This window comes from Pseudoalteromonas sp. S4492 (assembly GCF_005886115.1).
In the GTDB taxonomy this organism is placed as follows: domain Bacteria; phylum Pseudomonadota; class Gammaproteobacteria; order Enterobacterales; family Alteromonadaceae; genus Pseudoalteromonas; species Pseudoalteromonas gelatinilytica.
Genome location: NZ_PNCP01000003.1, coordinates 56,376 through 80,732, shown reverse-complemented (window position 1 = coordinate 80,732; position 24,357 = coordinate 56,376). Strand labels below are relative to the sequence as shown.

Sequence of the window (24,357 nt, the reverse complement as noted above, 5' to 3'; positions counted from 1 at the left end):
CCTATTGCCTATCGCCTTTACAGATGCCACTAGCAACTTTCCCCTAGCAACTTTCCCCTAGCAACTTTCCCCTAGCAACTTTCCCCTAGAAACTTTCCCCTCACTAACTCACACCTACTCCTCAATCGCGGGCCACAAACTTTCACCGTCGCTATCGATTGGGCTTAAAATCTCAAGGCCTAGAATTTTGGCGATCAGCGGGTACACATCTAAATTACTTACTTCGTCTAAACGCAGGCCTTGTTTAAAGGCGGGGCCGGTGGCGATAAAGGTTGCGGCCATATCTTCGCTATAGGCGTAACCGTGAGTGCCTAAATAACCGGCCATTTTACTGTCGGTAAACACTCGAGGGGCATCGGTTTGTAAAATAATATCGCCAACGCGTGTGCCTTTATCGTAGTGATAATCACGCTTTTGCTGCTCGCTTAGCACGATATAACGACCATCAGCAGCATTAGCGAGCTTTTTACTGAATCCGCTGATGTCTGCTTTGCTATCTGGTTTTGCATAATATAAAACCCGAGGACCGGTGTTTTGCACCATGAAGTTTTCATCTTGCGGCAAGCTATCAATTTTAATGCTAAGGCTTGGATCAACAGACGCCATACCGTGATCAGACACAATCACTAAGTTAATGTTTTCATCAAGCGCTTTTAAACGGCTCGATAAATCAGCCATTAAACTATCGAGCTTTTGCACTGCGTCATACGTCTCTTTGGCATCAGGGCCAAACTCGTGCCCCATGCTATCAACCAGCGAAAAGTAGCTAACCACTAAACGCGGGCGCTGCGCTTTTGGTAAGCTCAACCACTGAATAATTTGATCAACACGCTTTTGGTAGTCGCTGTGTTTTGAATAATGATAAAAGTAATCAGGCAGCATGCCATTAAAGCGCGCATCTGATTCAGGCCAAAAATAAGTGGCGGCTTTTAAGCCTTGCATTTGTGCAAGGTTCCAAAGCGGAATGCCATTCACCCAAGTGCTATCGTCTTTCCCTTTACCCATTTTGTAACAGTCGTTGCGCTCAGTATCGCAAAAGCGGTTCTCGACAATGCCATGATTAACTGGCAATAACCCGGTAATAATCGACAAATGATTCGGGAAGGTTTTGGTCGGATAAACAGGGCGCATTTTACTTGCTCTCACGCCCTGTTCACTGATTGCTTTTAAGTGTTTTGCATGGTGTTTTTCAATGTAATCCCAACGAAAGCCATCTATCGAAATAAGCACGACCGATTGCTCTTGCTCCGCTTTTACAAGAGAGCTGAATGCTAATAAACCCGCTAAAACTAATTGCCAAATACGCATGCGAAACCCTTTTTAGTTCAATTTGTTAATTTGCTCAGAAACTTTATCAAACTGTTTTGAAAATTTTGTGATCATGCTTTCTAGCTTTTTCACACTACGTTTTAAACGTGAGCCGTTTATTTGGCTATAAATAAAGCCCCAAACGCCCGTAACCACACTTAACACAATAAACACTGCAACGGGTAGGCCATCTAAGTGCTCAACCACTTGCGGGTAATTATTGAGTAAATCAATGCCAGCATCTGGCACAAGTGTATTTACTAATGGGTAAAAATCTTGAGCATCAAAGTACCACGCTAGCCCTACTGACGTTAGGCCAAGCAATACCATACGGTTAAAACCATGCACCATACCAAAGTTTCTGACAGAAGAGTTGTTGTACTTAATGTCTTTACTCACATTAACCGCATACTCACGGTAATACTCAGAATAGCGCTTTGTATCGACACTGCTGAAGGCGTAATACACCCAATCACCAATATCGACAGAGCCTAGTAAATCTTCACCCGCTTTAAAAATAAACGGCTCACCCGATGCGGTTTCGAGCATGATTTCACCTTTTAAAGTGGTGCTACGATTACGATAAACCTCAACGCGCTCTTTTACATCGCTACCAACATACATGCCACCTCGATAGGTGGTTGTGGTTTCTGTGGTGGTCACGGTTTGGCGGGTTTCATTAGCATGTGCGCTTTGCTCTTTTTCTAATACTTTGCCAAGCACTGCACGGTGATGAATAGTGCCTTTTTCGTTACGTGCCCAAACATTTTTATGCACATAATCGTTTTCATAAGCAAGGCTATACTCATCCATAATGGCATGCTCAAGCTGAGCAATACTGGTTGGTTTTGTTATGCTTGGCTCTAACGCTTTTTGAATGCTAATGGCTTGCTCATCATCTTTTGCAAGTGATTGTTCTTTTTCAGCAATCGCTTCAACGTGTTGCTTAGCGCCACAGCAATAACAATGCGCAGCATCTTGGCTAATACGCTGCTGGCAAGAGATACAAATAACATCTGACTTACTCGGCGTTCTTGCCAGCATGTTATAACCCAATTGATTTAGGGTGGTCGATAGCATCACATCTGTTGCTGCTAAAATCGCATCATACTTTGCTTCTTGTTTGGCTTTAGCTTTTTTATGGTAGTTGTGCTCTGCCATAAATACCCCTATTGCCACAGGCAATGACGCAAGTAGCGCAGGCAAAAACTCAAGCTTTGCAGCAAACAACATGATTAAGAATGTAATAACACTTAGCACCAGCCACAGTATGGTTCCGCCAGTGTAGTTTCGGCTAATGGTTTTGTCCCAGCTGCGATATTGTTGGTCAGCAAAATGCACAATCACAACTGGCATAAAGCGGTCATTTTTAACTACCCGCCTAGCATTGCCATCAGCAATGCGATAATTAAGCGTTAACGGTGTTTCTTGAAATGCGGTGATCACATTACCCTTTTGTAGGTTCGCAATCACATCTTTTTCTGCATCAACACTAAATTCATGAATAATGCCGTCTTTGTCTTCAACTTCTAACCACCAATAACCATATAGCATGTTGTCGTTATTGGTTTTATAGCGGCGCTTATAGTAATACATTGATTTCACAACGCCTGTGATCGTACTCGCTTGTGGCGCATAGTTTTTTACATCAACCAGCAAGTCAGGGCTGAGTTCTTCAACCGTGTGCATTTGTCTTTTTTGCTCAAGAGCTTCTCCACAATCACAACAGTGAAGATCGGTGGCATACACCGTAGTTTGGCAATGTTGCATTTTCATTCCTTGCTTAATTAATTGCTTAAATCAATGGTTAATGTTTGTTCGCCAGCATCTACTTGGTGCCAACGTCGATACGTTTTATACCCAGGCGCCGACACTTGAATATCATAAGCGCCAGTTTTTAATGTCATGCCGGGGCGATATTTAGGGCCGATATTCATAATGCGGATCGTGGCGTTCGCCGGGTTTGTAGTAATGGTAAGTTTGGTTTTTTGCTCTACCAGATATTGTCTACGCTGTTGTTGCTCTTCAGTTAAGTTGGCATCGCCGTGGCGCAAAATATCAACCTTAGCTAAAGCATGACTCATTGGGCTAAAGCTCTCGTAAATATGTAGCTTTTCTTCAAACGCTAACCCCAAAGGATGCAACAGAGGCTGCGCATGCAAGGTCCAACGAATCGCATAACTAAATACCGGATTGCTTGACTCATCGACCTTGTCTAAAAAGTAGTTAACAGGGCTTTGGTCGTCTTCGGTAAAGGTGTTATGCACAAACATTACTGGCACTACCAAAATCAGCGCGGGCATAATTAGCTTTTGCAAAGCAGATACACCAGTCGTTGGCTGCTTTTCTTGCTTAGGTTTAATCAATTGCCACAGTTTTAACGGCAGTTTGCTAAAGGTTAAGCAAATCAAAAACAGTGACAACGACATCGAAATAGGCGGAATAATCACCGAACGCAATGCTTGTTTACCGTATTCGGCATACTCGCCACCATCAGCAAATTTACCTTCTGAGCTATTGAGCATGGCAAGGTATTTGTCGGTGCGTTTTGCAATGTTTGGATCAAGCACCTTGTCTTTAAAGTTCTTTTTGTTCCAATCAGCGCGAATGTTTTTCACATATAAATCGCCCATTCTATCGGCAATTTTTGCTTGAATTTGCGGGTGTAACTGAAACGCAACCCAGCTTAAGTTTGGCTCTAAACTCATGCCGCGTTTGCGCATTTCGCTTTGCCAATGCGCATTTGCTTCGCTGGTTACTTTTGTAGCTACAGCATTGGCAAATGCTTGGCGTTGATCCACATTCCAGTTGCTATCAAGCTCTAGCCCTTTGCTCGCAAAATGTGCTCTAAGCTTCTTTTGCGTTGTTTCGTGAGCACGAAACGCCATTAAGTTTTCGATTGTAAATGGATAGCCCGTTTCACTCACAAACATCTTATGAAAGTTTGGATGTTGTAAAAAACGCAGCTGATAGTGATCAGGGTCATCGGTGTATTTGTAGCGCTTATCTTTAAAGCCGCCATCGCCACCGGTTGCTAAACTAGCAGCTTGTAGTGCGGTATAAACACCACCAGTGAGCACCCCCATCAAAATCGTGCCAGCAGCATTTTCAGCAACCGAAACATCTTCTTCAATAAGCCAGTAATCAGGCTCAATGTAGCCAATACCCGCTTTTAAAATAGTGCTTCGGTAGTCTGCTGCTTCGCGTTCATAACAACGATTGCGACGGTCTTTTTCACTGCTTTTGTCATAACGCTCACGGCATTTGGCAATGCTGTGGTGGTAATCATAAATCTTCGGGCCATACTTTTGTGCGCGCGCTGACGCTTTTGCAATATGGGCTTTTTGCGCTTGTTGGTATTTGCTCCAGCCACTATTGATCTCTTGTTCAACTTGCTGCCAATAACCTTGCTCGCGCTCACCGATACTTGCCAAAGTGCTGTTGTACTTTTTACTGCCATCAGCATAAGCTTTGTATTTAACCACCAGCTCATCATATAACTGGCTGTAGTTTTTATAATGTTTATCAAAATCTTGATACGCTTTTTTCTGTACAAACGCAGCAATAATCTTTCGCTTATCTTGCTCTAGGTTGTCTGAAAGGGCGGCATCGCTATACAGTAAACCACCAAACAGCGCCAAAAAGGTCAGGTTTTCTGAGCTATGTAATTGCTCAGGGTTGTAATCAAGATCATTCACTTTAATTGAGTTAATCGCCAGTGCATCTCTAAGTGCTGCACTGTAGGTAGCAAACTGGCGCTGCTCTGCGGTTGAAGGCTCAATTAAAGTTTTTTCAATGGCATACTTTTGGCCAAAAAACACCACCGGCCAAACTAAGCACAATAAAGCGATAAACGAGATAATGCCACGGCCTACTTTGGCAACCATGGCTTTAGGTAAAAAGTCAGCTAACAGCAGTGCAACACCTACTCCAGATACAGCTCGGCCATAAATTTCGAGGTGTTCAAGGTCTTCAGCAGAAGGCGTTCCTAAACCGACTAAAGAGACTAACTGGGCATTAAAAATTGCCTCGGGTATTAAATATAAAGTAGCTAAAACAAGTAGCAAACAGCGCCACCAAAACGGCTTTATTAAATCAGTCATAGTCTTGTTCTTATTGTTTTTTACGCAGTTCTAGTTCAACAGCAGGATCTGTTTCTAGGCTAAAATCTTCATCGGCTTGGCGAGTCCCTATTTCTAAATTAGGTGCTGAAGGAGCCGATGTTACTTTGGGAATATAAGTCTGTGCTTGGGTTGACTTAAGTGTGCCGCCCACCGCTGGATAAAGCTGGTTCCCTTTATAAGCATACAGCTCATCAAGGCGTTCTAAATCAAGGTCTGCGGGCATGCTGGCAATTAACTTAGCGTCTGCTTCATCGCTAAAAAACGGCTGCATTTTTGGTAATTCGAATACAGAACAAAAGCCATAAACGGTGTCATCCATGATCACAGAATCAGGGCGAAGTGAGCGTGACTGCGCTAATAAGCTGCGCTCATGGTAGTCGTGGCCGTTAATAGAATAAGTGGCAATCATAATACCGCGCGCTTTAGCGACTGGTTTTAAGCGTGCTGCACTTTGCTTGTAATGACGAATATCAAGCACATAACCAAAATTACGTTTGAGCTGCTTGGCTAATTTATCGAGCTTAACTGGGCTGTCGTAACGTTTTTCACGATGATGGCGATTACCTAGTGCTTGTAGGCTCTCAAGTTCTTCTTTGTTACGCTCGTAAATGGGGTCACTACCGGCACCACGCTTAAGATCGCTTGCTAACTTATTCATCGAGGCTTTTGCCGGTGATTGAATAAATGCCAAGTAAATATCCGGATTAATGTCACGCATACGGGTCAGGTTGCGCATTTCTAAACTGCTAAAAAAGTAGTTACCGCCGCCAACAAATTCATACGCTAAGTAATCAAGCATTTTTAAATCATTTACTGAGGCATTTGATTTTATTTCTATATTCAATTTTTGATGAGGTTTGCGATAGCGCGCAAACGTGGCAGCAAGCTCTCTGAATGAAGGTGGCATATCATCGGTAAGTAACCCGGTATCTTGGTTACGATGACGTAAATAACCCCACTCTTTTTTATAGCTCATCGACTCAATTTTGCGGCGCTGGTTATCAACGGTGCCAGTTTCTCGACCAGTACGGGCATCATGATGCACAACCCACACATCGTCACGGGTAATTCGCACATCAATTTCAACAACATCAAAGTTGTTGTCGATGGCATCTATCACCGCGTTAAGTGAGTTTTCGGCATAGCGAATTGAGCCGCGGTGGCTTTGCAAATTAAAGTTACTGCATTGCCTTGTCGAAAGGTAATTAATATTGCCGAGTTGGCTTTCATAAAAACCTCTTGCACGCAGTGCATCCTGTTTGGCCTTAATGGCATTTTTTTCGGCCATCGTTAAGGTGTTTTCAGCGCTTGGCTCAGGGGTACTTTTACAAGCAGTTAAACCAATACAACACAGAAGAATACTGGCTAGTAGCCGTGGTTTTTGAGACAAAATTTGCATCATTGCTATACAGCCAAAAGGCTTTCCTTTCTAATTCAAGATAATGAAGAAGTGCGTAAAACTGAATAATATATGAATAAAGGTCTCGATTTAAAGTAATAACTTTAATAAAAATGAATATTTTAATTTAAGATACAAGCTGTTAGATTAAATTTAATAACTAGCAATGTTTTGCTAACAACATGCAAAAGCCCGATTTTTACCGCTTTGTGGGAATGAAAAATGATCGATTTTGGTAAAAAAATTACGCCAGCGCGCGAAATGCGCTCTACCAATAGCTTACACACTGCGCTTGAAAGTGATCGGGGCCGCATTATTAACAGTGCTGCAATTCGCCGTTTGCAACAAAAAACCCAAGTTTTTCCGCTTGAACGCAATGCTGCAGTGCGCTCAAGGCTTACCCATTCGCTTGAAGTACAACAAGTGGGCCGGTTTATTGTGCAAACCATTTTTAATAAGCTCAGTGATGCAAAGCAAAAAGAATATGGCTTGGCAGGGCTTGAGCGACCGCTAGAGAGCCTAGTAGAAATGGCGTGCCTAATGCACGATATCGGCAACCCTCCATTTGGTCATTTTGGCGAGGCAGCCATCAACCAATGGTTTGAAAAACACTTAGACGCACTAACCCCTGAGCGCTGTAAAGGCATTGGTATTAGTGTGATCTTTAAACACCTTGCCCAAGATATAAAAAGCTTTGAAGGTAATGCCCAAGGTATTCGCATAATTCATTCATTATTATCACTAAACTTAACCTACAGCCAAAGTGCCGGAATTTTAAAATATACGCGCCCAGCCAGCATGGCGAAAAAAGACAGCCCGCAAGATAAAAACTACTTAATGAAAAAAGTGGGCTACTACTTCAGCGAAAAACCCTTTGTAGAAGCACTGCAAACTGAACTCGAAATTGAACAATACTGCCGCCACCCAGCAAGCTACATAATGGAAGCCGCTGATGATATTTCGTATTGTTTGGCCGATATAGAAGATGCGGTAGAAAAAGGCATAATTAGTGTTGAGTCACTATGTGAAAAGCTAAAAGAGCAATACACCCGCACACTCACAAACCTAACCATTGACGATACAAAACACAGCGACTTTGCCGAAAAAGCTATTGATTATGCGTTAAGTAAGGCTCAAGAGCAGCCTTACAATTTTAACAGCGAATTTTTTATCTACCTACGCGTGACCTTGCTACACCCGTTAGTAAGCTACGCAGCAGAGCGCTTTATCAGCAATATAGAAGCCATTTACCACGGTGATTTTAATCAGGCTTTATTAGAAGATCGAAGTCACCTGCACGCCGTTACGCTCACCTTAAAACAAGTGGCGTTAAAGCATGTATTTTGCCACAAAGAAGTAGAGCGTTTAGAGCTACAAGGTTATCGAATTATTAGTGGTTTACTTGATTGCTACAAGCCTTTGCTTGCCCTTGATGCTGATGCATTTAAACGCGTTTTAAAAGGCGATCAAAACTACTTAATTGAAACTCGTCTTGTTAAAAAACTTTCGAATAAACATTTGAATAGCTATCAAAAAGCCATTGATGCCCTAAAAGCCGAACCGGATCATTTTGCCGCCTACGAGTTCTATTATCGCTGCCGATTAATTCAAGATTACATAAGCGGAATGACCGACCAATTTGCTTACGACGAGTACCGCGCACTGATGGTAATAGACTAACCGCGATGAATACGCTTAATTTGTTAACCAAATGTGGATAAATTACCCGTCTCAGCTTAGAATTAATTAACTGTTGGGTCATCGATTAAACCTTACTGGTCTGGAACATATGCCAATTATAAAAACAACTTTTCTCTTATTACTCCTAAGCTTAAGCTTTACGAGTAAAGCGCAGTACAACGAAGCCATGTGTATTTTGTTAAAGCAGCAAATGCACGAGTATCGCTTTAACACCAGCAATAAAAATTATCGCTCAGCTGCCAGAAACTATGAGAAAAACTGCAAAAATCCAACGCCGGTAAATAATGCCGCTGCTTTTGAAAAACTAGAACAACAAACACAAGAAACAGCCCCAGTAAATTCAGCCACTGCGGCTAATCCTGCTGTGCACTCTGGCGCAATTCCAGCAGAGCCAGAAGAAGTTATTGCACCTGTTGCTGAGCAAACGTCTGAACTTATCGAACAACCAATGCCGCAAATGGAGCCGGAAGTTCAGCAGCCAGAGCAAACTGAGATGCCTGCGAAAGTTGACAGAATTACGATTTCAGATGCACCAAAACCTCAGGCTGAACCGGCTTCAAGCCCTGCAGTTCAAGAGCAAGTTGTTGAGTTTGAAACCCAAAGTGCTGACGCTGAAATAGCTGTGGCTGAAAAACCAGCAGACCCAGCACCACAAGCAGAACCAGCACCGAAATCTTTGCCAACACCAGCACCTATTCCAGATCCTATACCAGAACCTATTCCGGCAAATAATGATGGCTCTTCAAGTTCATTACTCATGCCAAGCTTAATTGTGTTGTTGGTATTACTTGTTGCAGGCTTAGTGATTGTGCGTATTCGCCAAAGCAAAAAAGCTGACGCAAATTCAGAACTTGAACAAAGTTTATTACAAGCAAAAGCCCTTAAAGCTGCCGCAGAAGCGCAAGCTGCCGCAGAAAAAGAAGCTGATGAACTCAAAGCAGCAACAGCAGCGGTGCTCGCCGAAGAACAAGAGCACCCACATGAAGACAGCTACCCACTCGCCGACGAGACATTTACTGCAACCGAAACAGATAATAATGACGAGCTTTCTGAGCTTATGCATTTTAGTGCTCAGCGTGACAAAGAAGAGCAAGAATCTGAGAGTTCATCTGAACAAGCAGATGAAGAATTTGCTAACGCCCATCAATTTAACGATCTAGAACTTGGCTACGACGAGAAAAATGCAATTGACGCTGATGACGACTTCTTAGATGAGCAACGCGGCCTTGAGCAAGAGCTCAAACTAGCAAGCCTTGCTTCATCCTATAGCATCAAAGAAGACGCTGAGCCACAAGCCGAAGAGGTTGAGCAAGACGAACCTGAATTAGAAGAACCGAGTTATACCGCTTCTTCATCGTTTGGTTTTGATGAATACTCAACTAAAGAGCCCGTTGCTGACGATGAGCCACCTATTACAGAGCCTGAGCCATTTGAGGCTGCTGAAATTGATGAGCTTGGGCAACCAGAAGTCGAAGAGCCAAGCTTTACGAGTTCGTCATCATTCGGCTTTGATGAATACGCAACAAAAGAGCCAATCGCTGACGATGAGCCAGTGTTAGCTGAAATCGAAGAGCTCGAAAAGCCAGAAATCGATGAGCTGGAGCGGCCAGAAATTGAAGAGCCAAGCTTTACGAGTTCGTCATCGTTTGGTTTTGATGAATACGCAGCGAAAGAGCCAATTGCAGACGATGAGCCTGTTTTAGCTGAAATCGAAGAACTTGAAACGCCTGAAATCGATGAGCTTGATAAACCTGACATAGATAAACTTGAGAAGCCTGAAATTGAAGAGCTAAGCTTCACGAGTTCGTCATCATTCGGCTTTGATGAATACACAACAAAAGAGCCTATTACTGAGGATGAACCGTATAAAGATGAAGTGCCTGAATATGACTTATCGTCATTGATGAGTGATGATTTATCGTTTGCTGATCATTTCGCTGAAGATAAACAAACAGTCACTGCTCCAAACCCAGCAGAAGAACACGACGACATTAACGATGATGATTTAGCTAAAGCCTTACAAGCACTAGAACAAGAACTACAAGATGAACCAGCTTCCATTAATGTAGAAGAGCCGTCACAGCCAGCGGTAGAAACGATTGATCTCTCTGACGAACTGAGAAACGACGATAAGCTTGAAGAGATTGATAGCGACGCTGATAAAGAGTCTGAGCAACAAGATGATAAGCCGCATAATCCATTTGCGAACTTATCGCTTGATCCAAGCTGGGATCCAAACTCTGACGAAAAGCCTGTGATAGAAAGCAAAACCAAACAGCCAAAATCACAAGCCTTGATTGACGCTGAAGAGCGCGCCAAACAGTTTAAAACGGATGAGTGATTAAGTTACGAGGTACGAGTTTCGAGGGGAAAGGTGCGAGATTCGAGGTGCGAGTTTGTAGCAGCGATTTTACATCGCGTTTGATTACCTAAATCCCAGCGCCTATGCTTCCCCGCGTAGGATTGGCTTTAGCCGGGAATGGTTTGAGTAAGGTACGAGAAACGAGTTTCGAGGTGCGAGTCTTTAGCAGCGATTTTACATCGCGTCCTAACGCCTAGCGCCCAAAACCTAGAGCCTAGCCCCTAATGTCTTCACCGTAGGCGTGAAACTTGTCTCGCGCGTCTAAATGAAAAGGTTTACATGGATTATGTTGGGTATCGCTCCGCTCGACCCAACCTACCCTAAACATGAGCAGTTCAAGTGCTGAGCTGAACTCAGAGCCTAGCGCCTAGCACCTAGCTCCTTTCTAACTTCCCCCTCGCATCTCGTACCTCGAAACTCGCTAACTAAACACTCACTTCACCACTGACCGTGGGCGCATTAACCAATGGAAAATAAATATCAAACCAAAAAACACCGACACGGCTAAAACACACAACACAATAATGTTGGTTGGTAAAAACGAATCGGTGCTGTAGCTATAGCGTTTTAGCTCTTGCTCAGCGCTTAACTTAGCTCGTTCGGCTTTGCTAGGTAAAACAAACTCATGAAACGAATCTGTTGGTTTTGCTTCAGTTCGGGCAAGTTGCGCACTTTTTTGCTGCCATAACATATCAAATTGCTGAAACTGAACTTGCTTATTTTCAAGGCACGATTCAAGGTTTTGCAGCTGCAATGAACGAGCTGTACAACGTGGCGGCATCACATAAAAGCGGTCCCATGCAGCTTGTTTGCTGATGTAGGCTTGCTCTGTTAATGGCTTTGCCAAGCTGTTTTCGAGCTCTGCAATGTCAGGGTTATACAACGACGATTTAAGCTCAGCAATTTGCTCTTCACTAAAACAGGTTTCGGATATACGCGCCGATAAGCTTTGAATGCGCTGTTTATAGGCTTCAATTTTGTCGAGAAGATTGGTTTTACGCAGGGCTATTTGTAGCTCTATACGTTCGGCTTGCATGCTTTGACATGCTTCTGAAGGAGCACTTTGCTGCGCCCAAGCAAAAGCGGGCAACAACAAGGCTGTTGTCATTAAAATCCGTTTAATCATTAATTTACGTCACTGTAAAAGTTAGGGGTACAGATTAGCAGTTTCTAGTAAAACTGCAACAAATCTGCGCCAAATTCACTAAAAAGGCTGATCTATCATTACCCAAAAATTGGCCCCTTCTTTTGAATTAGCAAGCTCTGTTCGAACGACTAATCCCGACATCATAGCTCTTAACGAAACACCATAGTCATAATGGTAGTCTTGCCATAATGTATCCAAGGTTAAATGAGGCGACACACGACCCGCTTCTACAAAGCCAACTAACTGAAACCAATCCAGCTTCAAAAACTTTAACCAATTTACATCTGCTATTGGGTTATATTTAAGGGTATAGCGATATTCGAATGCCCCATAAATAGCGGCTTTGTCATGAAACCGATAAAAGTCATAACCCCGTAAACGCTTAAATCCTCCTAATGTAGCGCCTTCGTTATACGGTGCAGCATCAGAGATATACTTAGTGCCATCAAGAGTGTGATTAACTTGCCAGCTAGGTGAATAAGCAGCCCAAAAATTAAATGCTAAAATACGCTGATGAGCAAACTCACTTGCCCCTAAAGAAATAAACTTACTGCCATTAAACTGCCACAAATCCCAATCATAAATATCGTCACTCCCTGGCATTGATTGGCTATAGGCAAGATACTGCCTGCTTCCGTAACTTGGGTTAGTTGCAAAATCGGTGTTGTCATAGAGCAGGCCAAATTCCATTGCTGAAATACTGCCATCTTGTGTACCCTCATTAAATTCAAAGCTTTGCGAGCGCCTAAAATAGCGTGCAGTTGCAACCATTACACCCGATTCCAACGGGTTCCACTGTGCCCCGCCCGATGGCTCAGAAACCAACAAGCCGTTTTTTAGTTGGTAACGCACCATACCTGTTTGCGATGTTGCGCCAAACGGTAAAGCGTATTCGATGCGGGCATCAAACCAATTCGAGCTACCATCGGCTTCTAAATACACCTCGTTTGAAGAGTCATTACTACCGGGGAACACGACGTTGTCAGCAATGGGCACTTTATGGCCTCCGGTATAAGCGCGCTGATCAGGAAAATACGCAGCCATGCCACTGGCACTAAAATACCAGCGCTCTGAATCTAACACCTTATAGTTAAACAGACCTGCCCACGCACCTTCGCTCACATCACCTTTAAATGCAGTAGCGCCAACGGTCATTTGTGGTTGATGGTAACCTTTGATCATGCCACCCACACCAAAGTTTAGCCCCATGGTATCGGTGCTAAATAAGTAGGGAAGCAGTAAAGACTCGTGCTTTTTATTCGCGCTCTCAACACGCTCAATACTTGCTTTTACACGGGAAATATCAGCATTGGCCGTTAGGCTTGCAGCCACACAAACGCCACAAAAAATAACTTTAAAGTTAAGCATTACTAGCTCCTTTAGTAAGCGACTTAAATAAGCATAGCTGGTGCTTAAAAACTTTAAAATGATTTAACGCAAATGTTACTGATGAAGTTGATAAAACTGCTGATCATCTAAAGCAAATTGAGCAAGCAACCAATCTTTAAACAGCTGCACTTTTTGCCATTTAAAATGTTCGGGCGGCGCAGCAAGGTAGTACTTATATTGGCAGTGATACTCATAGTTTGGATAAATCTCTAGCTGACCAAGTTGCAGTTGAGTTTCGATTAACCGCCGCCTTACCATTGCAATACCTTGCCCTGCTAACGTGGCTTGAATAACCAGTGCAGCGTTATCAATTTCAAGTGCGGGGAGCGCATCTGGGCTTACAGCTAATTGCTGAGCCAAAGTTAACCAACCGCGCTCTGCGTCTGGGCACACATCTTTAATTAGTTTTTGTGCCAGAATCTGCGGTTTAAGGGGTTTATTAACATCAATGGCACCGGGTTTATAAGCCAAAAATAGGCTGTCGTCGCTGATAAGCTCACTGTGCAAACCTGGGTAGTTTCCTTGACCAAACCGAATGCCTAAATCAACTTGCCCCGCTGAAAAGTCGGCAAGTTGATCGCTTGGTTCAATACGCACTTTGATATTGGGGTATTTGTTTTGAAAGTCGCTAATACGGCCCAGTAACCAGCCACTGGCGAACGAAGGCAGCACAGTTAAGTTTAACGTATTCGGGTGGCTATCTTGGCTAACAGCCTGCACACCTGCCTGTAAATGACTAAATCCCTTAAGTACATGGGGTAACAGCTGTTCGCCTTGGCGAGTCAGCTCAACATAACGGGTATGACGAGTAAACAAGCTGCAATCAAGCTGTTGTTCTAACAAGCGAATTTGTTGGCTAACCGCAGCTTGGCTAACAAACAACTGCTCTGCCGCAAGCTTAAAACTACCTAACTCTGCCGCGTGCTTAAAATACCAAAGGCTTTTTAATGGAGGTAACTGCATACGCTTTTATGGTTAATAAAAACTTAAGCATAGGCAATTTTTAATCGTTTGTCAGTAGTGGTAACACGAGTAATACTCATATTGCCAACCGCGACAAGACAAGGACAACCACCATGAAATACTTACTTATTTTATTACTTATAGTTGCCACAAGCTTTAGTTATGCCAATCAACCCGTAATTACTCAGCTTGATACCGATGAAGGCTACCCTTATAAAAACTTAATTAAAAAAGTAGAGCGAGTAGAAATCCGCTATGTAGAAAACAGCCATTCGGTGACCTGTAAAGTCAATGTGCAAACACTGCATAACCAATACATGGGCAAAGAACAAACAGTTTCAGCCAAGCTATTTGCAAAACGCCCAATGGCCGCGTGTTTAACCCGCGAAAAAGCCAAACAAATCCTGCATATGCTGTAACCATTTCAACCTTGTTAAACTAGGCTACGAATAGCTGTACTTCCCCAGTAGCCTAGTTTTTTTTGCCTGTCGGCGTGACCTGTTTTGTCTGACGGCTGATCGCTCTTTTATGTTTTATTCGGCACTCAAGTACCTCCTACAATACCTCCTACAAGGTTGTTATTGCACAGAAGAACGTTCGACCTTAACAACCCAACAGTTCGACTGACACCTAGTGCCTAGAGCCTAGCTCCTTTCCCCTCGTATCTCGCAAACTTTTCTCTCAACACACCTCCACCTTCTCTACCTCAACCGGCTCTGCCAAGGCATTTTCATAAAACGCGAATACCGCTTTGGTATAAGGCTGAGCATAATGCTCATCAAGGGCGGCTTGCGATGCGAACTGCTCAACTAAAAACAAACAACGCTGCTCTTTACTCGCAAACAACTCAAAACGATTACAACCAGGCTCTGCACGAGTGACTGCTAATATGCTCTGTAAATGCCTTTTACAGTCGTCAAATAATGCAGCCTTTGGGGTAATTTTTGCCACGATATTAATCATACTGAATCCTTACTAAATAACTTTAAAACCAATGCCCGAATAGGCGGGGCAACCGTAAAAGCCACAACAAACGCAGCAGGCCACGCATTAGCAAACGCCTTCATCCAACTTAGAAAAAATGTATCGCTCAGCCCTAAGTTGACATAAGTGACCCATGCCGAAAGTAAAAACGACATTAAAAACGAAAATGCCGCAGTAAAAGTAAAATGAATTTTCATATGTCCTCCTTGGCGTTACTATATTTGCACAGGCTAAGTGGCAACAGTCACGAAAATGCAAACTAAGATTGAGGGAGTCGTATGCTGGATGATCTGCATTTATTTATTGAAATAGCGCGCCGTAAAAGCATGAGCCAAACAGCAAAAGATTTAGGACTGAATCTATCGACCCTATCAAGGCGCATTCAGGCGTTAGAAGAAAAACTCGCTGAGCCATTACTGCAACGCACAGCCCGAGGCATTGTGTTAACCGCCAAAGGCGAATCACTGTATAACGAGTTAGGCGAACAAGTGCTTGCTCTTAACAGCCAGCTTGAGCAACTAAATAACTCACCCACTGCAAAAGAGTTTTACCTTTTGTGCCCACAAAACATCATTGCGGGCCCACTGATGGGTGCAGTTAATCAGTTTGCGATGGCAAACCCTACGCTAAACCTCCACATTTACCCAAGTAATGCCAATAGCCAGCTAAGCCAAAAACGTTTTGACTTAGCCATTCGCATTGGCGAACAACAAGACTCAAGCTATTTTCAAAAGCGCCTAGGCATGATCGCTATAAAGCTGATTAAAAAGAAAGATGCCCCAACATCAAGGCTGATACTGCCCTATTCAGAATCACAACTCCCCAGCGGTTTGCTAAATAAATTAAAAACAGAGTATGAACATATAAGTTTTTGTTTTGATATTACAATCGCCAGAAAAATGGTTGAAGCAGGCTATGGCATTGGCTTACTACCCATGAGCGAAATTTGCTGTATAGACGACACCAACAACTTTAGTTATGTCGACTCCCCCCACAGTATTCCCGCAAGGCCAATTTACGCCCTCTGGCCACATTCACGCACACCATCAGCGAATGCCCAGTTGTTGATAGAACAACTCCAAACCAGTATTGCAGACTCACCAAGCTTGCAAGGAGAGGTGTTGAAACTGTAGTTGCGAGTTGCGAGATGCGAGATGCGAGATGCGAGATGCGAGGCATTGTAGGTCGGGCTTTAGCCCGTCTAGTAACTCAATAATAAGGTTTATAAATACGCTTGTAGCAGCGATTTTATATCGCGTTAATTTAATTATTGTCGCGTTGGCGACGGCAACCAAAGAGAAGTAAACGCCGACTTCTCTTTGGAATCTCTCGGCGCCCCGAGGTTCACACTGTCCCCTCAATTTGAATAAATTAAATGAACGTAAACAGCGTAGATAGGCCATCCGTGGCCAAGCTACGCTTTTTACAGCATCCAAGCTGTAAATTTCTCATAATTAATACAATTTCGGGTGTGAACACGGGGAAAATCAACATCCTCTTAAGGCTAAATTTGTCGATGTATAAAGAGTTATGTATATTAATTTTAACTTAGCTGAGAATTTAAAATGACAGAGCAAAATCCAAAAGGTGTTTGGCTTAGCAGCAAAGAAGCGATGAAGCACCTTAAAATAAGTGCTTGTGAATTAATGCACCGCCGTGAGCGAGGTTTGCTTAAGTTTGAAAAACGCGGTCGCGCTTATTTTTATTATTTTGAATAAATAACCCACTATGGACTTTCCTGAATACAAGCAATTAATTAAAAGCCTAAAGCATGGGAAGTCTTTACCTACCGCTATTTATCTACATAAATCTTCTATTACAGAATGCTTGCCAGAGGCCCTATCAGCGTTAATAAATACAACTATAAAAACGTTAGAGATAGATGCAGATTGGAATCTAATAAAACTCTATAAACGTGATTTTAAATTTACCCTGCTCGAGTATCCTAGTTTTGATCAAAGCTCATACCCAGAGCTTCTAAAAAGCCACACAATAGACATTTACGAAAACACGGTAAAAACGACAGATTACAGTAGCTCTGCCAACCCACCAATATTACATCGTAAAGAAACATTCGTTTTACCAAATTACCCTAATTACAAGCTCTTTGAAGAATTAACGAAAGAAGGTGAGCAAATAGGCCTTTATCAAAACACCAAAAGTATTGGCTTCAAAAAGCAATGGCAAAACTTAATAAAACGCAAAGGCTACAAGTTAGATGAAAATGGCAGACTTCATCAAGTAGCCAAAATAGTTGAATCAAAAAACCCCGAACAACCACAACAAATACAGCGACACCTAACAGCTATAAACAGAGATAGACTATCAGCCCCATTCCAAAAACTTGCAAAGTATGGCTACTTAAATGGTGACTATTCAATACTCGATTACGGGTGTGGGTTAGGTGACGATGCGACCGAGCTTGAAGCTCATGGACTAAACATTAATGCCTGGGACCCTGTTCATCGCCCTAATGCAACTAAAACACCATGCGATATCGTTAATCTTGGCTTTGTACTTAATGTTATTGAGGATCAAACAGAGCGCCAAGACACGCTAAAAGCCGCATACCAATATACAAATAAGTTGTTACTTGTTTCTGTCATGCTGGCTAACGAAGCCAAGCAAGAGCATTTTAAGCCATATAAAGATGGTGTGGTAACTAGCCGTAATACGTTTCAAAAATACTTTAGCCAAGCGCAAATACGCTGCTATATAGAGCAAGTTCTAAAAGTAAAAACAACTCCATTTGGGCAAGGTATCATTGCTGTATTTAAATCTGCAGAACTTGAAGAAGCACACCATCTTGAGCTGCAATTTAAAAATTATAACTGGCAGCACATTACACAACGCCCAACACCTAAGGTTGTAAATAAAGCTGAGCAAAAATCGTTATTTGAAAAGCATCAAAACTTATTAGCTGACTTTTGGCAATACTGCTTACACTTAGGCAGAATGCCTGCAAATGATGAATTTGAACAAAGCCTCGCAATTAGGCAAATATTTAGCAGCCATAATAAGGCGTTCCAGTTTTTACAAGGCAACTACGACCAAGCCGAATTCAACCAAGCAAAAACCAAAAGGCATGACGATTTACTCGTTTATTTTGCCCTTAGTCTGTTTGGAAAACGTAAAGCTAAAAGCCATATGCCAGCAAAGCTTACCCGCGATATAAAAATACACTTCGAAAGCTATAATCATGCACTCGAAGAAGCTAAGTCACTGCTATTTTCAATTTCTGAGCCTGCCAATATTGGTAATGCATGTTATCAAGCATATGAAAATATAAAACTTGGCGAACTGCACGACAATCACTCTTATATTTTGCCTACCCGCTTTTTAAACCAACTCCCTGCTATTTTACGTGTTTACATTGGCTCTGCAGCGCAACTTTATGGCGACATAGAAGACATTGATTTAGTAAAAATACATATGCGTTCTGGCAAAGTGACCTTTTTAAAATACGATGACTTTAGTAAAAAGCTGCCACTGCTTATTGAGCGAGTAAAAGTAAAATTACTCGAACAAGATATAGACTACTTTTTCTATGGCGATGATTACCCAAATCAACCCTTGTACAACAAGATTGATTATTTACAAAAAGGCAGCAGTGAATACAAAAGCCAGCAAAACTTCGATAAGAAACTAGCAGCCATGCTCAAAGGAGTCGAAAAATCAGAGTGGCCAAACTGGCCAATACTGCAAAAGGTGTTTGAGTATTGGAAAATAGAATTAAAAGGAGATCGTTTTATAAAACTAAAACATTAAAATCCTATGAAAGTTTATTTAATTTGCTAAAATAACCTCTTTGAAAGCAAGTTTTGTGTAGAAATATTACGTAAGGTACGTAATAATATTACGTAAACCTGCATAATGGACTTGCACCAATGAGTAATTTAGATTCAAACTATTGTTACAGCTTCCCTGCTGTAAGAGGCCAGCAAGCTGGCAAACCTTTTTACATTGCTACCTGCCCACTTCGACTTATCCCGAAAATATTCGTTTATGATGAAGAAGAAGTCCCTGTCGAATTAAGAGCGCAGCGTACTTTAAATAAAAACCGTATTCCTGAAATGGCGCGTTATTTGGTTGATTCTCCAAATGATTATGTTTTTTCAGCAATTACTGCATCTGTTGGCTCAGAAGTTGACTTTATTAGCACGGGTGATGGTATTAACTTAGGAACTTTAAAAGTACCTATGGATGCCCAAATACTTATAAACGATGGCCAACATAGACGTGCCGCCATTGAAGAAGCAATTAAAGAAAGACCAGAGCTTTGCCAAGACAACATCGCTGTACTTTTCTTTGTTGACGAAGGCCTACAACGCAGTCAGCAAATGTTTGCCGATTTAAATAAGTATGCCGTAAGGCCAAGTGCATCTCTGTCGACCTTGTACGATCACAGAGATCAAGCCGCAGAGCTGGCTCGTTACCTTGCTTTAGAATGTGAACCATTTCTGGGCTTTACAGAGTTTGAACGCTCTGCAATTGCAGCAAAAAGCAGCAAGCTTTTTACCCTGAGCGGTATTAAACAAGCTAATAAAGCCTTGTTTGGTAAAGGCCTTAAAGAGGGATACACCGATGAAGAGAGAAAAATAGCGGTCTCATTTTGGCGCAATCTAAACCAATATATGCCTGAGTGGCAGCAAGTAAGAGACAAACAGCTTTCAGCCACAGAGTTTCGACAAGAGTACATTAGTGCTCATGGTATAGGGCTTCAAGCTTTGGCAATAGTAGGCAACGAACTACTAAAACTCAGTGAGCCTGAGCAGAGTAAATGTTACACTCAGTTACATAAAATTGATTGGCGAAAAGCAAACCCAGCTTGGAAAAACCGTGCAATGAACCATGGTCGACTCTCTAAAGCCGTTTCAAATATATTTTTAACAGCCATAGAAATAAAAAAACAAATTGGCTTAAAGCCCTCTGTTGAAGAGCTAGCTAAAGAAAAAGAATTGTTAAATACATGACATTATTAAATCAGTACGATCTAGACGACTATATCGAGTTTATAGAAAACGAGTCATTTGCAGGTGGAAAGCTTCATGAATTTGTAGCTAATACGCAGCGAGTGTACATGGCCGACAAACGTCCTTGGGTTATAGGCTACAGCGGCGGTAAAGATTCATCAGCAGTGATGACACTCGTTTATTTTGCGTTATTAGGATTAAAGCCCGAAGATCGCCATAAGCCTGTATTTGTTGTTGCATCAGACACCCTAGTTGAAACGCCTATGGTTGTTGACCATGTCGATAAATCTCTAAAACTTATTGAAGAAGGTGCAAGACGCGAAGGTTTACCAATTACTTCGCATAAGGTTGTGCCTAAATCTAACAATACTTTTTGGGCAAACTTACTAGGCAAGGGTTACCCAGCACCAACGCGTAACTTCCGCTGGTGTACTGAGCGAATGAAAATTGATCCGGTAAGTACATTTATAAAAGAGCGTGTTAGTGAATATGACGAAGTAATCGTTGTACTTGGCTCTCGCTCTCAAGAAAGTGCCTCTCGTGCCCAAGTTATCAAAAAGCACAAAATTGATGGCTCTGATCTTGCTGTACACACTACATTAAATAATGCATTTATTTACACTCCAATCGATACATGGAGCGTAGATGACGTATGGAAGATATTACGTCTTTGCCATTTAAAAACGGAAGAAACGCCCTACGGCACAAAAAATAAATGGCTAGATAAATATGACCTTGAATGGGAAAACCCATGGGGTGGTAAAAACCTAGTTTTATGGAATCTATATAAAGACTCATCTGGCCAAGGTGAATGCCCTCTCGTTATTGATGAAACAACACCATCGTGCGGTAACTCGCGCTTTGGATGCTGGACTTGTACTGTTGTCACCAAAGACCGCGCAATGGAGAGCTTAATTCAAAATGGTGAGCAATGGATGCTACCGCTGTTAAAGTATCGCAACATGCTTTCTCGCAGTACTTCACCAAAGCTTAAAAAGAAATATCGCAACCATATACGCCGTGATGGTCGACTTGCATTTAAAACATTAAAAGAAGACAAAGAGCGCGTACTTACCGACGATTACACAACGGGCCCTTACCTATTAAAATACCGTAAACATGCCATGCGTTTACTGCTTAATATTCAAAAGCAGTTTAATGAGCAAGGTAGAGATGTAGAGCTAATTACTGTTGATGAGTTGCACGCTGTACGTCACGAGTGGCTTAACGATCCTAACGAGCCTGATTGGGACGATTCATTACCTGCTATTGTATTTGATATTTTAGGTATTAAGTTAGACTGGACGATTGATGACTCAAACCAATTCAGCTTTACCGAAAGCCAGTTATTACATGACATCGCACCTAAATATGGCGTGTCACCGCAAATGGTTAAAAAGCTGATCGATGTTGAAAAACAAATGAGTGGGCTTGCTCGCCGTACCGGTATATTTAATCGAATTGGTCGCCTAATTCAGCAAGACTGGGAAAGCGCAGAGACTATTATTGCCTCTAATTTAGATATCCGACAAAAGCAAATGCGCCAAAGTAATGAAGTAAAAACGCTTGAAGACGAGTTAAAGCAAATAAACGCAATGTTAAAAGCTGAGGGCATAGAATGATTTTTAAAACACTCACGCTTAATAACTTTCGAGTTTTTAATGGCGAAACCAGTATCGACTTAACACCTCGCAAAGAAGGTGTTTTTGAACGCCCAATTATATTATTTGGTGGTTTAAACGGTGCAGGTAAAACATCAATTCTAACTGCAATTCGTTTAGCATTACTTGGTAAACGCGCACTTGGTGCGGTGATCACTAAAAAAGACTATCTTGCTTATTTAAATGAACAAACAAATAACACTGCTTTAAAAAGTGATGAAAGCGCACAAGCACGAGTTTCATTAAGCTTTACACACACTCATCAGGGCGAACACAAGCTTTATGAAGTCACACGCCAATGGCAAGCTGAGCATGATGAAACATTAACGCTTACAATTAATGGAGTGCTAGACACTTCTCTTAATAGCGAACAGGTGCAAGCTTTTTTACATGAATTAGTGCCGCCGGGTATTGGTGATTTATTCTTTTTTGATGGTGAAAAAATTGCAGAGCTTGCCGAAGACGACACAGGCTCGTACTTAAAAGAAGCAGTACAAAAACTGCTTGGTATCGACATAATTAATCGCCTTGATTCTGACTTAAGTATTTACCTTAAAGGTTTGGGTGCAGAAGCAGCAGACAAAGAAACTATTAAAAAGATTAATACAGCCGAGGCCGAAAAAAAGGCGATATCAGAACAAGTCAATATAGCCCAACGTAATGCTGACCATATTGGAACTCAATTAACAGACCTTAAAACAAAAATAGCCAGTAAAGAGCAAAGCATTCAAGCGCGTGGCGGCGCTTGGGCAAAAACAAAAGTTCAAGAAGAAGCCAAAGTATCAGAGCTTATTGCATTTGAAAAAGAGCTTACAGCTAAAATTCGCCTAGAATTAAGTGGCTCATTACCAATGGCTTTAGCACCAACGGCAATGCAAAGCTTAATTGAGCAGTTAACAAAAGATCAAAAAATCAAACAAGCAAAAGCGTTTGGCAATGAGCTCACCCAAGCTTTACCTAACTTAGAAGCTAAATTAGCAACGCAATTTAGTACTCAAAGTAACGACATTATGGCAACGGTAAACAGTTATTTTGGCCAATTAGTTGCGCAGAGTAGTATGGAATCGCCAGAGCTGGATATTTCTGATTCTGAGTTTGCACTTATTCAGGCACAAGTAACAGATGCTCAAAAATCACAGGCATTACTTAAAGAGCTAACACAAGCCCTTGAAGCTGTTCAAAACAAGCTAAGTACCTTATCAATAAATATTGAACGTGCCCCAGATGCAGAAGAGCTTAAAGACCTTTACGAATCGTTACGAGCTCTTGAAAAACAGCGCGATGCAATTAGCAAAGAGTACATTAGCGAATTACTTAAAGCGAAAGAACTCAAAACGAAAGAGCTCGAGTTAGCAAAACGTTTAGAAAAGTTTTACGCAAAACTTAAAAATAAACACTCATCAGACAAAGCTGTGGAGCGAGTAGAGCAAAGCCAAAACGTACTCCACGAATTTAAAGAAGCACTTACTTCACAGCGTGTTAGCCAGCTTGAAGAGCTATTTGTTAAGGCATACCGCAAACTTGCTCGTAAAGAAGATTTAAAGCTATCAGCTAAAATTGACCCTAACAGTTTTGATGTAAACCTTGTTGATGCGGAAGGCTCTGTGATTAACCGCAAATCAATGTCCGCTGGTGAAAAACAAATTTTTGCTTTTGCTATTTTAGAGGCGCTAGGTAAGCTTTCTGGCAAAGTACTACCTGTGGTGGTAGACACGCCTCTTGGCCGATTAGACTCTAAACACCGCGACAAGCTCATTAAACACTACTTCCCTGAAGCCAGCGAGCAAGTAATTTTACTATCAACAGACACCGAGGTAGATGAAAGCTTCTACCAAGCTATTGAGCACAAAGTATCTCACGCGTTCGAAATTGAATTTAATCAGCAAGCAAGTAGCTCAACTATTCGTGAGGGTTACTTTTGGGCTGAGCTTGCACAGGAGGCCGTATAATGCTCCCACAAACAATGTGGCTAAATAAAGCCGTTGAAGAGCAATTACAAACGCTAAAAGGCAAAACAGGCGTTACACCAAACGTTGCTGCCCGTATTGCTTTTTTTCGCTCTATTGAAAAGGGCTTTGTATTTGATAAAGATACTGATTATAAGCTCTCTGGCAGCTTTAAGCTTGATAAACATACTTGGCTGGGTAAAACGCAAATGGTCACTGAATTGCTTTTAAAACAACGCTACCCAGAATATTCTGATAAAGAATTACAGATGGCTTGGGCAGCGCATGTTGAGGATGGGGTATCTGCTATTAGGAATCAAAGTGAGCTTTGCTCATTAATTAACGCAATAACTCGGAATTAACTTTCAGATACCTCTAATTTTGAAAGGGCCTCAGAGGC

19 protein-coding genes are annotated in these 24,357 nt (G+C 42.0%); 10 read left to right on the top strand and 9 right to left on the bottom strand.

Annotated elements, in window-relative coordinates:
• Positions 1 to 114 precede the first annotated feature (114 nt).
• From CWC28_RS00640 to CWC28_RS00625, 4 genes are read right to left on the bottom strand one after another with little or no spacing between them, the layout of a single operon-like run.
• Positions 115 to 1,308 carry an alkaline phosphatase family protein gene (locus tag CWC28_RS00640; RefSeq protein ID WP_138624583.1) on the bottom strand — a complete coding sequence of 398 codons (1,194 nt, stop codon included), beginning with the start codon at positions 1,306 to 1,308 and terminating at the stop codon, positions 115 to 117.
• Positions 1,309 to 1,320: 12 nt separating this feature from the next.
• Positions 1,321 to 3,078: a hypothetical protein gene (locus tag CWC28_RS00635; RefSeq protein ID WP_105173747.1), complete on the bottom strand. Its 1,758-nt coding sequence runs from the start codon at positions 3,076 to 3,078 to the stop codon at positions 1,321 to 1,323.
• A 17-nt stretch (positions 3,079 to 3,095) separates the two neighbouring features.
• Positions 3,096 to 5,411, bottom strand: coding sequence for a PEGA domain-containing protein (locus tag CWC28_RS00630; RefSeq protein WP_063703988.1), 2,316 nt, complete (start codon positions 5,409 to 5,411; stop codon positions 3,096 to 3,098).
• A 10-nt stretch (positions 5,412 to 5,421) separates the two neighbouring features.
• On the bottom strand, positions 5,422 to 6,834 hold the full coding sequence (locus CWC28_RS00625) for a glycerophosphodiester phosphodiesterase (RefSeq protein WP_105173749.1): 1,413 nt from the start codon (positions 6,832 to 6,834) through the stop codon (positions 5,422 to 5,424).
• A gap of 219 nt (positions 6,835 to 7,053) precedes the next feature.
• Between CWC28_RS00625 and dgt the strand changes: the two genes are divergently transcribed.
• Together dgt and CWC28_RS00615 are read left to right on the top strand one after the other, a co-directional pair.
• The gene (dgt, locus tag CWC28_RS00620; RefSeq protein WP_138624582.1) at positions 7,054 to 8,511 is read left to right on the top strand and encodes a dGTPase; all 1,458 of its coding nucleotides are present in this window, start codon (positions 7,054 to 7,056) and stop codon (positions 8,509 to 8,511) included.
• A gap of 109 nt (positions 8,512 to 8,620) precedes the next feature.
• The gene (locus CWC28_RS00615) at positions 8,621 to 10,873 is read left to right on the top strand and encodes a hypothetical protein (RefSeq protein WP_138624581.1); all 2,253 of its coding nucleotides are present in this window, start codon (positions 8,621 to 8,623) and stop codon (positions 10,871 to 10,873) included.
• Between the two features lie 454 nt (positions 10,874 to 11,327).
• Here the strand turns inward: CWC28_RS00615 and CWC28_RS00610 are convergent, their stop codons facing one another.
• The 3 genes from CWC28_RS00610 to CWC28_RS00600 form a co-directional block, all read right to left on the bottom strand.
• Positions 11,328 to 12,020: a hypothetical protein gene (locus tag CWC28_RS00610; RefSeq protein WP_138624580.1), complete on the bottom strand. Its 693-nt coding sequence runs from the start codon at positions 12,018 to 12,020 to the stop codon at positions 11,328 to 11,330.
• A 78-nt stretch (positions 12,021 to 12,098) separates the two neighbouring features.
• A complete protein-coding gene (locus CWC28_RS00605) occupies positions 12,099 to 13,409 on the bottom strand; it encodes a BamA/TamA family outer membrane protein (protein ID WP_138624579.1) in 1,311 nt (436 codons plus the stop codon).
• Between the two features lie 75 nt (positions 13,410 to 13,484).
• The gene (locus CWC28_RS00600; RefSeq protein WP_062565916.1) at positions 13,485 to 14,393 is read right to left on the bottom strand and encodes a LysR substrate-binding domain-containing protein; all 909 of its coding nucleotides are present in this window, start codon (positions 14,391 to 14,393) and stop codon (positions 13,485 to 13,487) included.
• A gap of 113 nt (positions 14,394 to 14,506) precedes the next feature.
• Here CWC28_RS00600 and CWC28_RS00595 point away from each other — a divergent pair, with 113 nt between their 5' ends.
• On the top strand, positions 14,507 to 14,812 hold the full coding sequence (locus CWC28_RS00595; protein ID WP_063703979.1) for a hypothetical protein: 306 nt from the start codon (positions 14,507 to 14,509) through the stop codon (positions 14,810 to 14,812).
• Between the two features lie 262 nt (positions 14,813 to 15,074).
• Here the strand turns inward: CWC28_RS00595 and CWC28_RS00590 are convergent, their stop codons facing one another.
• Positions 15,075 to 15,356, bottom strand: coding sequence for a putative quinol monooxygenase (locus CWC28_RS00590; protein WP_105173753.1), 282 nt, complete (start codon positions 15,354 to 15,356; stop codon positions 15,075 to 15,077).
• Positions 15,353 to 15,574 carry a DUF2798 domain-containing protein gene (locus CWC28_RS00585; RefSeq protein WP_105173754.1) on the bottom strand — a complete coding sequence of 74 codons (222 nt, stop codon included), beginning with the start codon at positions 15,572 to 15,574 and terminating at the stop codon, positions 15,353 to 15,355. Before CWC28_RS00585 ends, CWC28_RS00590 begins: the two co-directional genes overlap by 4 nt.
• Positions 15,575 to 15,655: 81 nt before the next feature.
• On the opposite strand from CWC28_RS00585, the gene CWC28_RS00580 reads away from it, so the two are divergent.
• From CWC28_RS00580 to dndE, 7 genes are all read left to right on the top strand, one after another.
• Positions 15,656 to 16,510: a LysR family transcriptional regulator gene (locus CWC28_RS00580; protein ID WP_138624578.1), complete on the top strand. Its 855-nt coding sequence runs from the start codon at positions 15,656 to 15,658 to the stop codon at positions 16,508 to 16,510.
• 432 nt (positions 16,511 to 16,942) lie between these two features.
• Complete coding sequence (locus tag CWC28_RS21875; protein WP_171038270.1) at positions 16,943 to 17,095, top strand: hypothetical protein; 153 nt, start codon at positions 16,943 to 16,945, stop codon at positions 17,093 to 17,095.
• A gap of 10 nt (positions 17,096 to 17,105) precedes the next feature.
• Positions 17,106 to 19,145 (top strand): DNA phosphorothioation-associated putative methyltransferase, encoded by a 2,040-nt coding sequence (locus tag CWC28_RS00575; RefSeq protein WP_138624577.1) that lies wholly within the window; start codon positions 17,106 to 17,108, stop codon positions 19,143 to 19,145.
• Between the two features lie 119 nt (positions 19,146 to 19,264).
• Positions 19,265 to 20,350, top strand: coding sequence for a DNA sulfur modification protein DndB (dndB, locus tag CWC28_RS00570; protein ID WP_130167444.1), 1,086 nt, complete (start codon positions 19,265 to 19,267; stop codon positions 20,348 to 20,350).
• Positions 20,347 to 21,972 (top strand): DNA phosphorothioation system sulfurtransferase DndC, encoded by a 1,626-nt coding sequence (locus tag CWC28_RS00565; RefSeq protein ID WP_138624576.1) that lies wholly within the window; start codon positions 20,347 to 20,349, stop codon positions 21,970 to 21,972. The genes dndB and CWC28_RS00565 overlap by 4 nt, the downstream gene beginning before the upstream one ends.
• Positions 21,969 to 23,960 carry a DNA sulfur modification protein DndD gene (gene dndD / locus CWC28_RS00560; RefSeq protein ID WP_138624575.1) on the top strand — a complete coding sequence of 664 codons (1,992 nt, stop codon included), beginning with the start codon at positions 21,969 to 21,971 and terminating at the stop codon, positions 23,958 to 23,960. The genes CWC28_RS00565 and dndD overlap by 4 nt, the downstream gene beginning before the upstream one ends.
• On the top strand, positions 23,960 to 24,319 hold the full coding sequence (gene dndE / locus CWC28_RS00555; protein ID WP_138624574.1) for a DNA sulfur modification protein DndE: 360 nt from the start codon (positions 23,960 to 23,962) through the stop codon (positions 24,317 to 24,319). The genes dndD and dndE overlap by 1 nt, the downstream gene beginning before the upstream one ends.
• Positions 24,320 to 24,357: the final 38 nt, after the last annotated feature.

What these genes read in the sequence shown, in the direction of transcription:
- CWC28_RS00640 (WP_138624583.1), bottom strand. Translation starts at nt 1,308, where the DNA reads ATGCGTATTTGGCAATTAGTTTTAGCGGGTTTATTAGCATTCAGCTCT.
- CWC28_RS00635 (WP_105173747.1), bottom strand. Translation starts at nt 3,078, where the DNA reads ATGCAACATTGCCAAACTACGGTGTATGCCACCGATCTTCACTGTTGT.
- CWC28_RS00630 (WP_063703988.1), bottom strand. Translation starts at nt 5,411, where the DNA reads ATGACTGATTTAATAAAGCCGTTTTGGTGGCGCTGTTTGCTACTTGTT.
- CWC28_RS00625 (WP_105173749.1), bottom strand. Translation starts at nt 6,834, where the DNA reads ATGATGCAAATTTTGTCTCAAAAACCACGGCTACTAGCCAGTATTCTT.
- dgt (WP_138624582.1), top strand. Translation starts at nt 7,054, where the DNA reads ATGATCGATTTTGGTAAAAAAATTACGCCAGCGCGCGAAATGCGCTCT.
- CWC28_RS00615 (WP_138624581.1), top strand. Translation starts at nt 8,621, where the DNA reads ATGCCAATTATAAAAACAACTTTTCTCTTATTACTCCTAAGCTTAAGC.
- CWC28_RS00610 (WP_138624580.1), bottom strand. Translation starts at nt 12,020, where the DNA reads ATGATTAAACGGATTTTAATGACAACAGCCTTGTTGTTGCCCGCTTTT.
- CWC28_RS00605 (WP_138624579.1), bottom strand. Translation starts at nt 13,409, where the DNA reads ATGCTTAACTTTAAAGTTATTTTTTGTGGCGTTTGTGTGGCTGCAAGC.
- CWC28_RS00600 (WP_062565916.1), bottom strand. Translation starts at nt 14,393, where the DNA reads ATGCAGTTACCTCCATTAAAAAGCCTTTGGTATTTTAAGCACGCGGCA.
- CWC28_RS00595 (WP_063703979.1), top strand. Translation starts at nt 14,507, where the DNA reads ATGAAATACTTACTTATTTTATTACTTATAGTTGCCACAAGCTTTAGT.
- CWC28_RS00590 (WP_105173753.1), bottom strand. Translation starts at nt 15,356, where the DNA reads ATGATTAATATCGTGGCAAAAATTACCCCAAAGGCTGCATTATTTGAC.
- CWC28_RS00585 (WP_105173754.1), bottom strand. Translation starts at nt 15,574, where the DNA reads ATGAAAATTCATTTTACTTTTACTGCGGCATTTTCGTTTTTAATGTCG.
- CWC28_RS00580 (WP_138624578.1), top strand. Translation starts at nt 15,656, where the DNA reads ATGCTGGATGATCTGCATTTATTTATTGAAATAGCGCGCCGTAAAAGC.
- CWC28_RS21875 (WP_171038270.1), top strand. Translation starts at nt 16,943, where the DNA reads ATGACAGAGCAAAATCCAAAAGGTGTTTGGCTTAGCAGCAAAGAAGCG.
- CWC28_RS00575 (WP_138624577.1), top strand. Translation starts at nt 17,106, where the DNA reads ATGGACTTTCCTGAATACAAGCAATTAATTAAAAGCCTAAAGCATGGG.
- dndB (WP_130167444.1), top strand. Translation starts at nt 19,265, where the DNA reads ATGAGTAATTTAGATTCAAACTATTGTTACAGCTTCCCTGCTGTAAGA.
- CWC28_RS00565 (WP_138624576.1), top strand. Translation starts at nt 20,347, where the DNA reads ATGACATTATTAAATCAGTACGATCTAGACGACTATATCGAGTTTATA.
- dndD (WP_138624575.1), top strand. Translation starts at nt 21,969, where the DNA reads ATGATTTTTAAAACACTCACGCTTAATAACTTTCGAGTTTTTAATGGC.
- dndE (WP_138624574.1), top strand. Translation starts at nt 23,960, where the DNA reads ATGCTCCCACAAACAATGTGGCTAAATAAAGCCGTTGAAGAGCAATTA.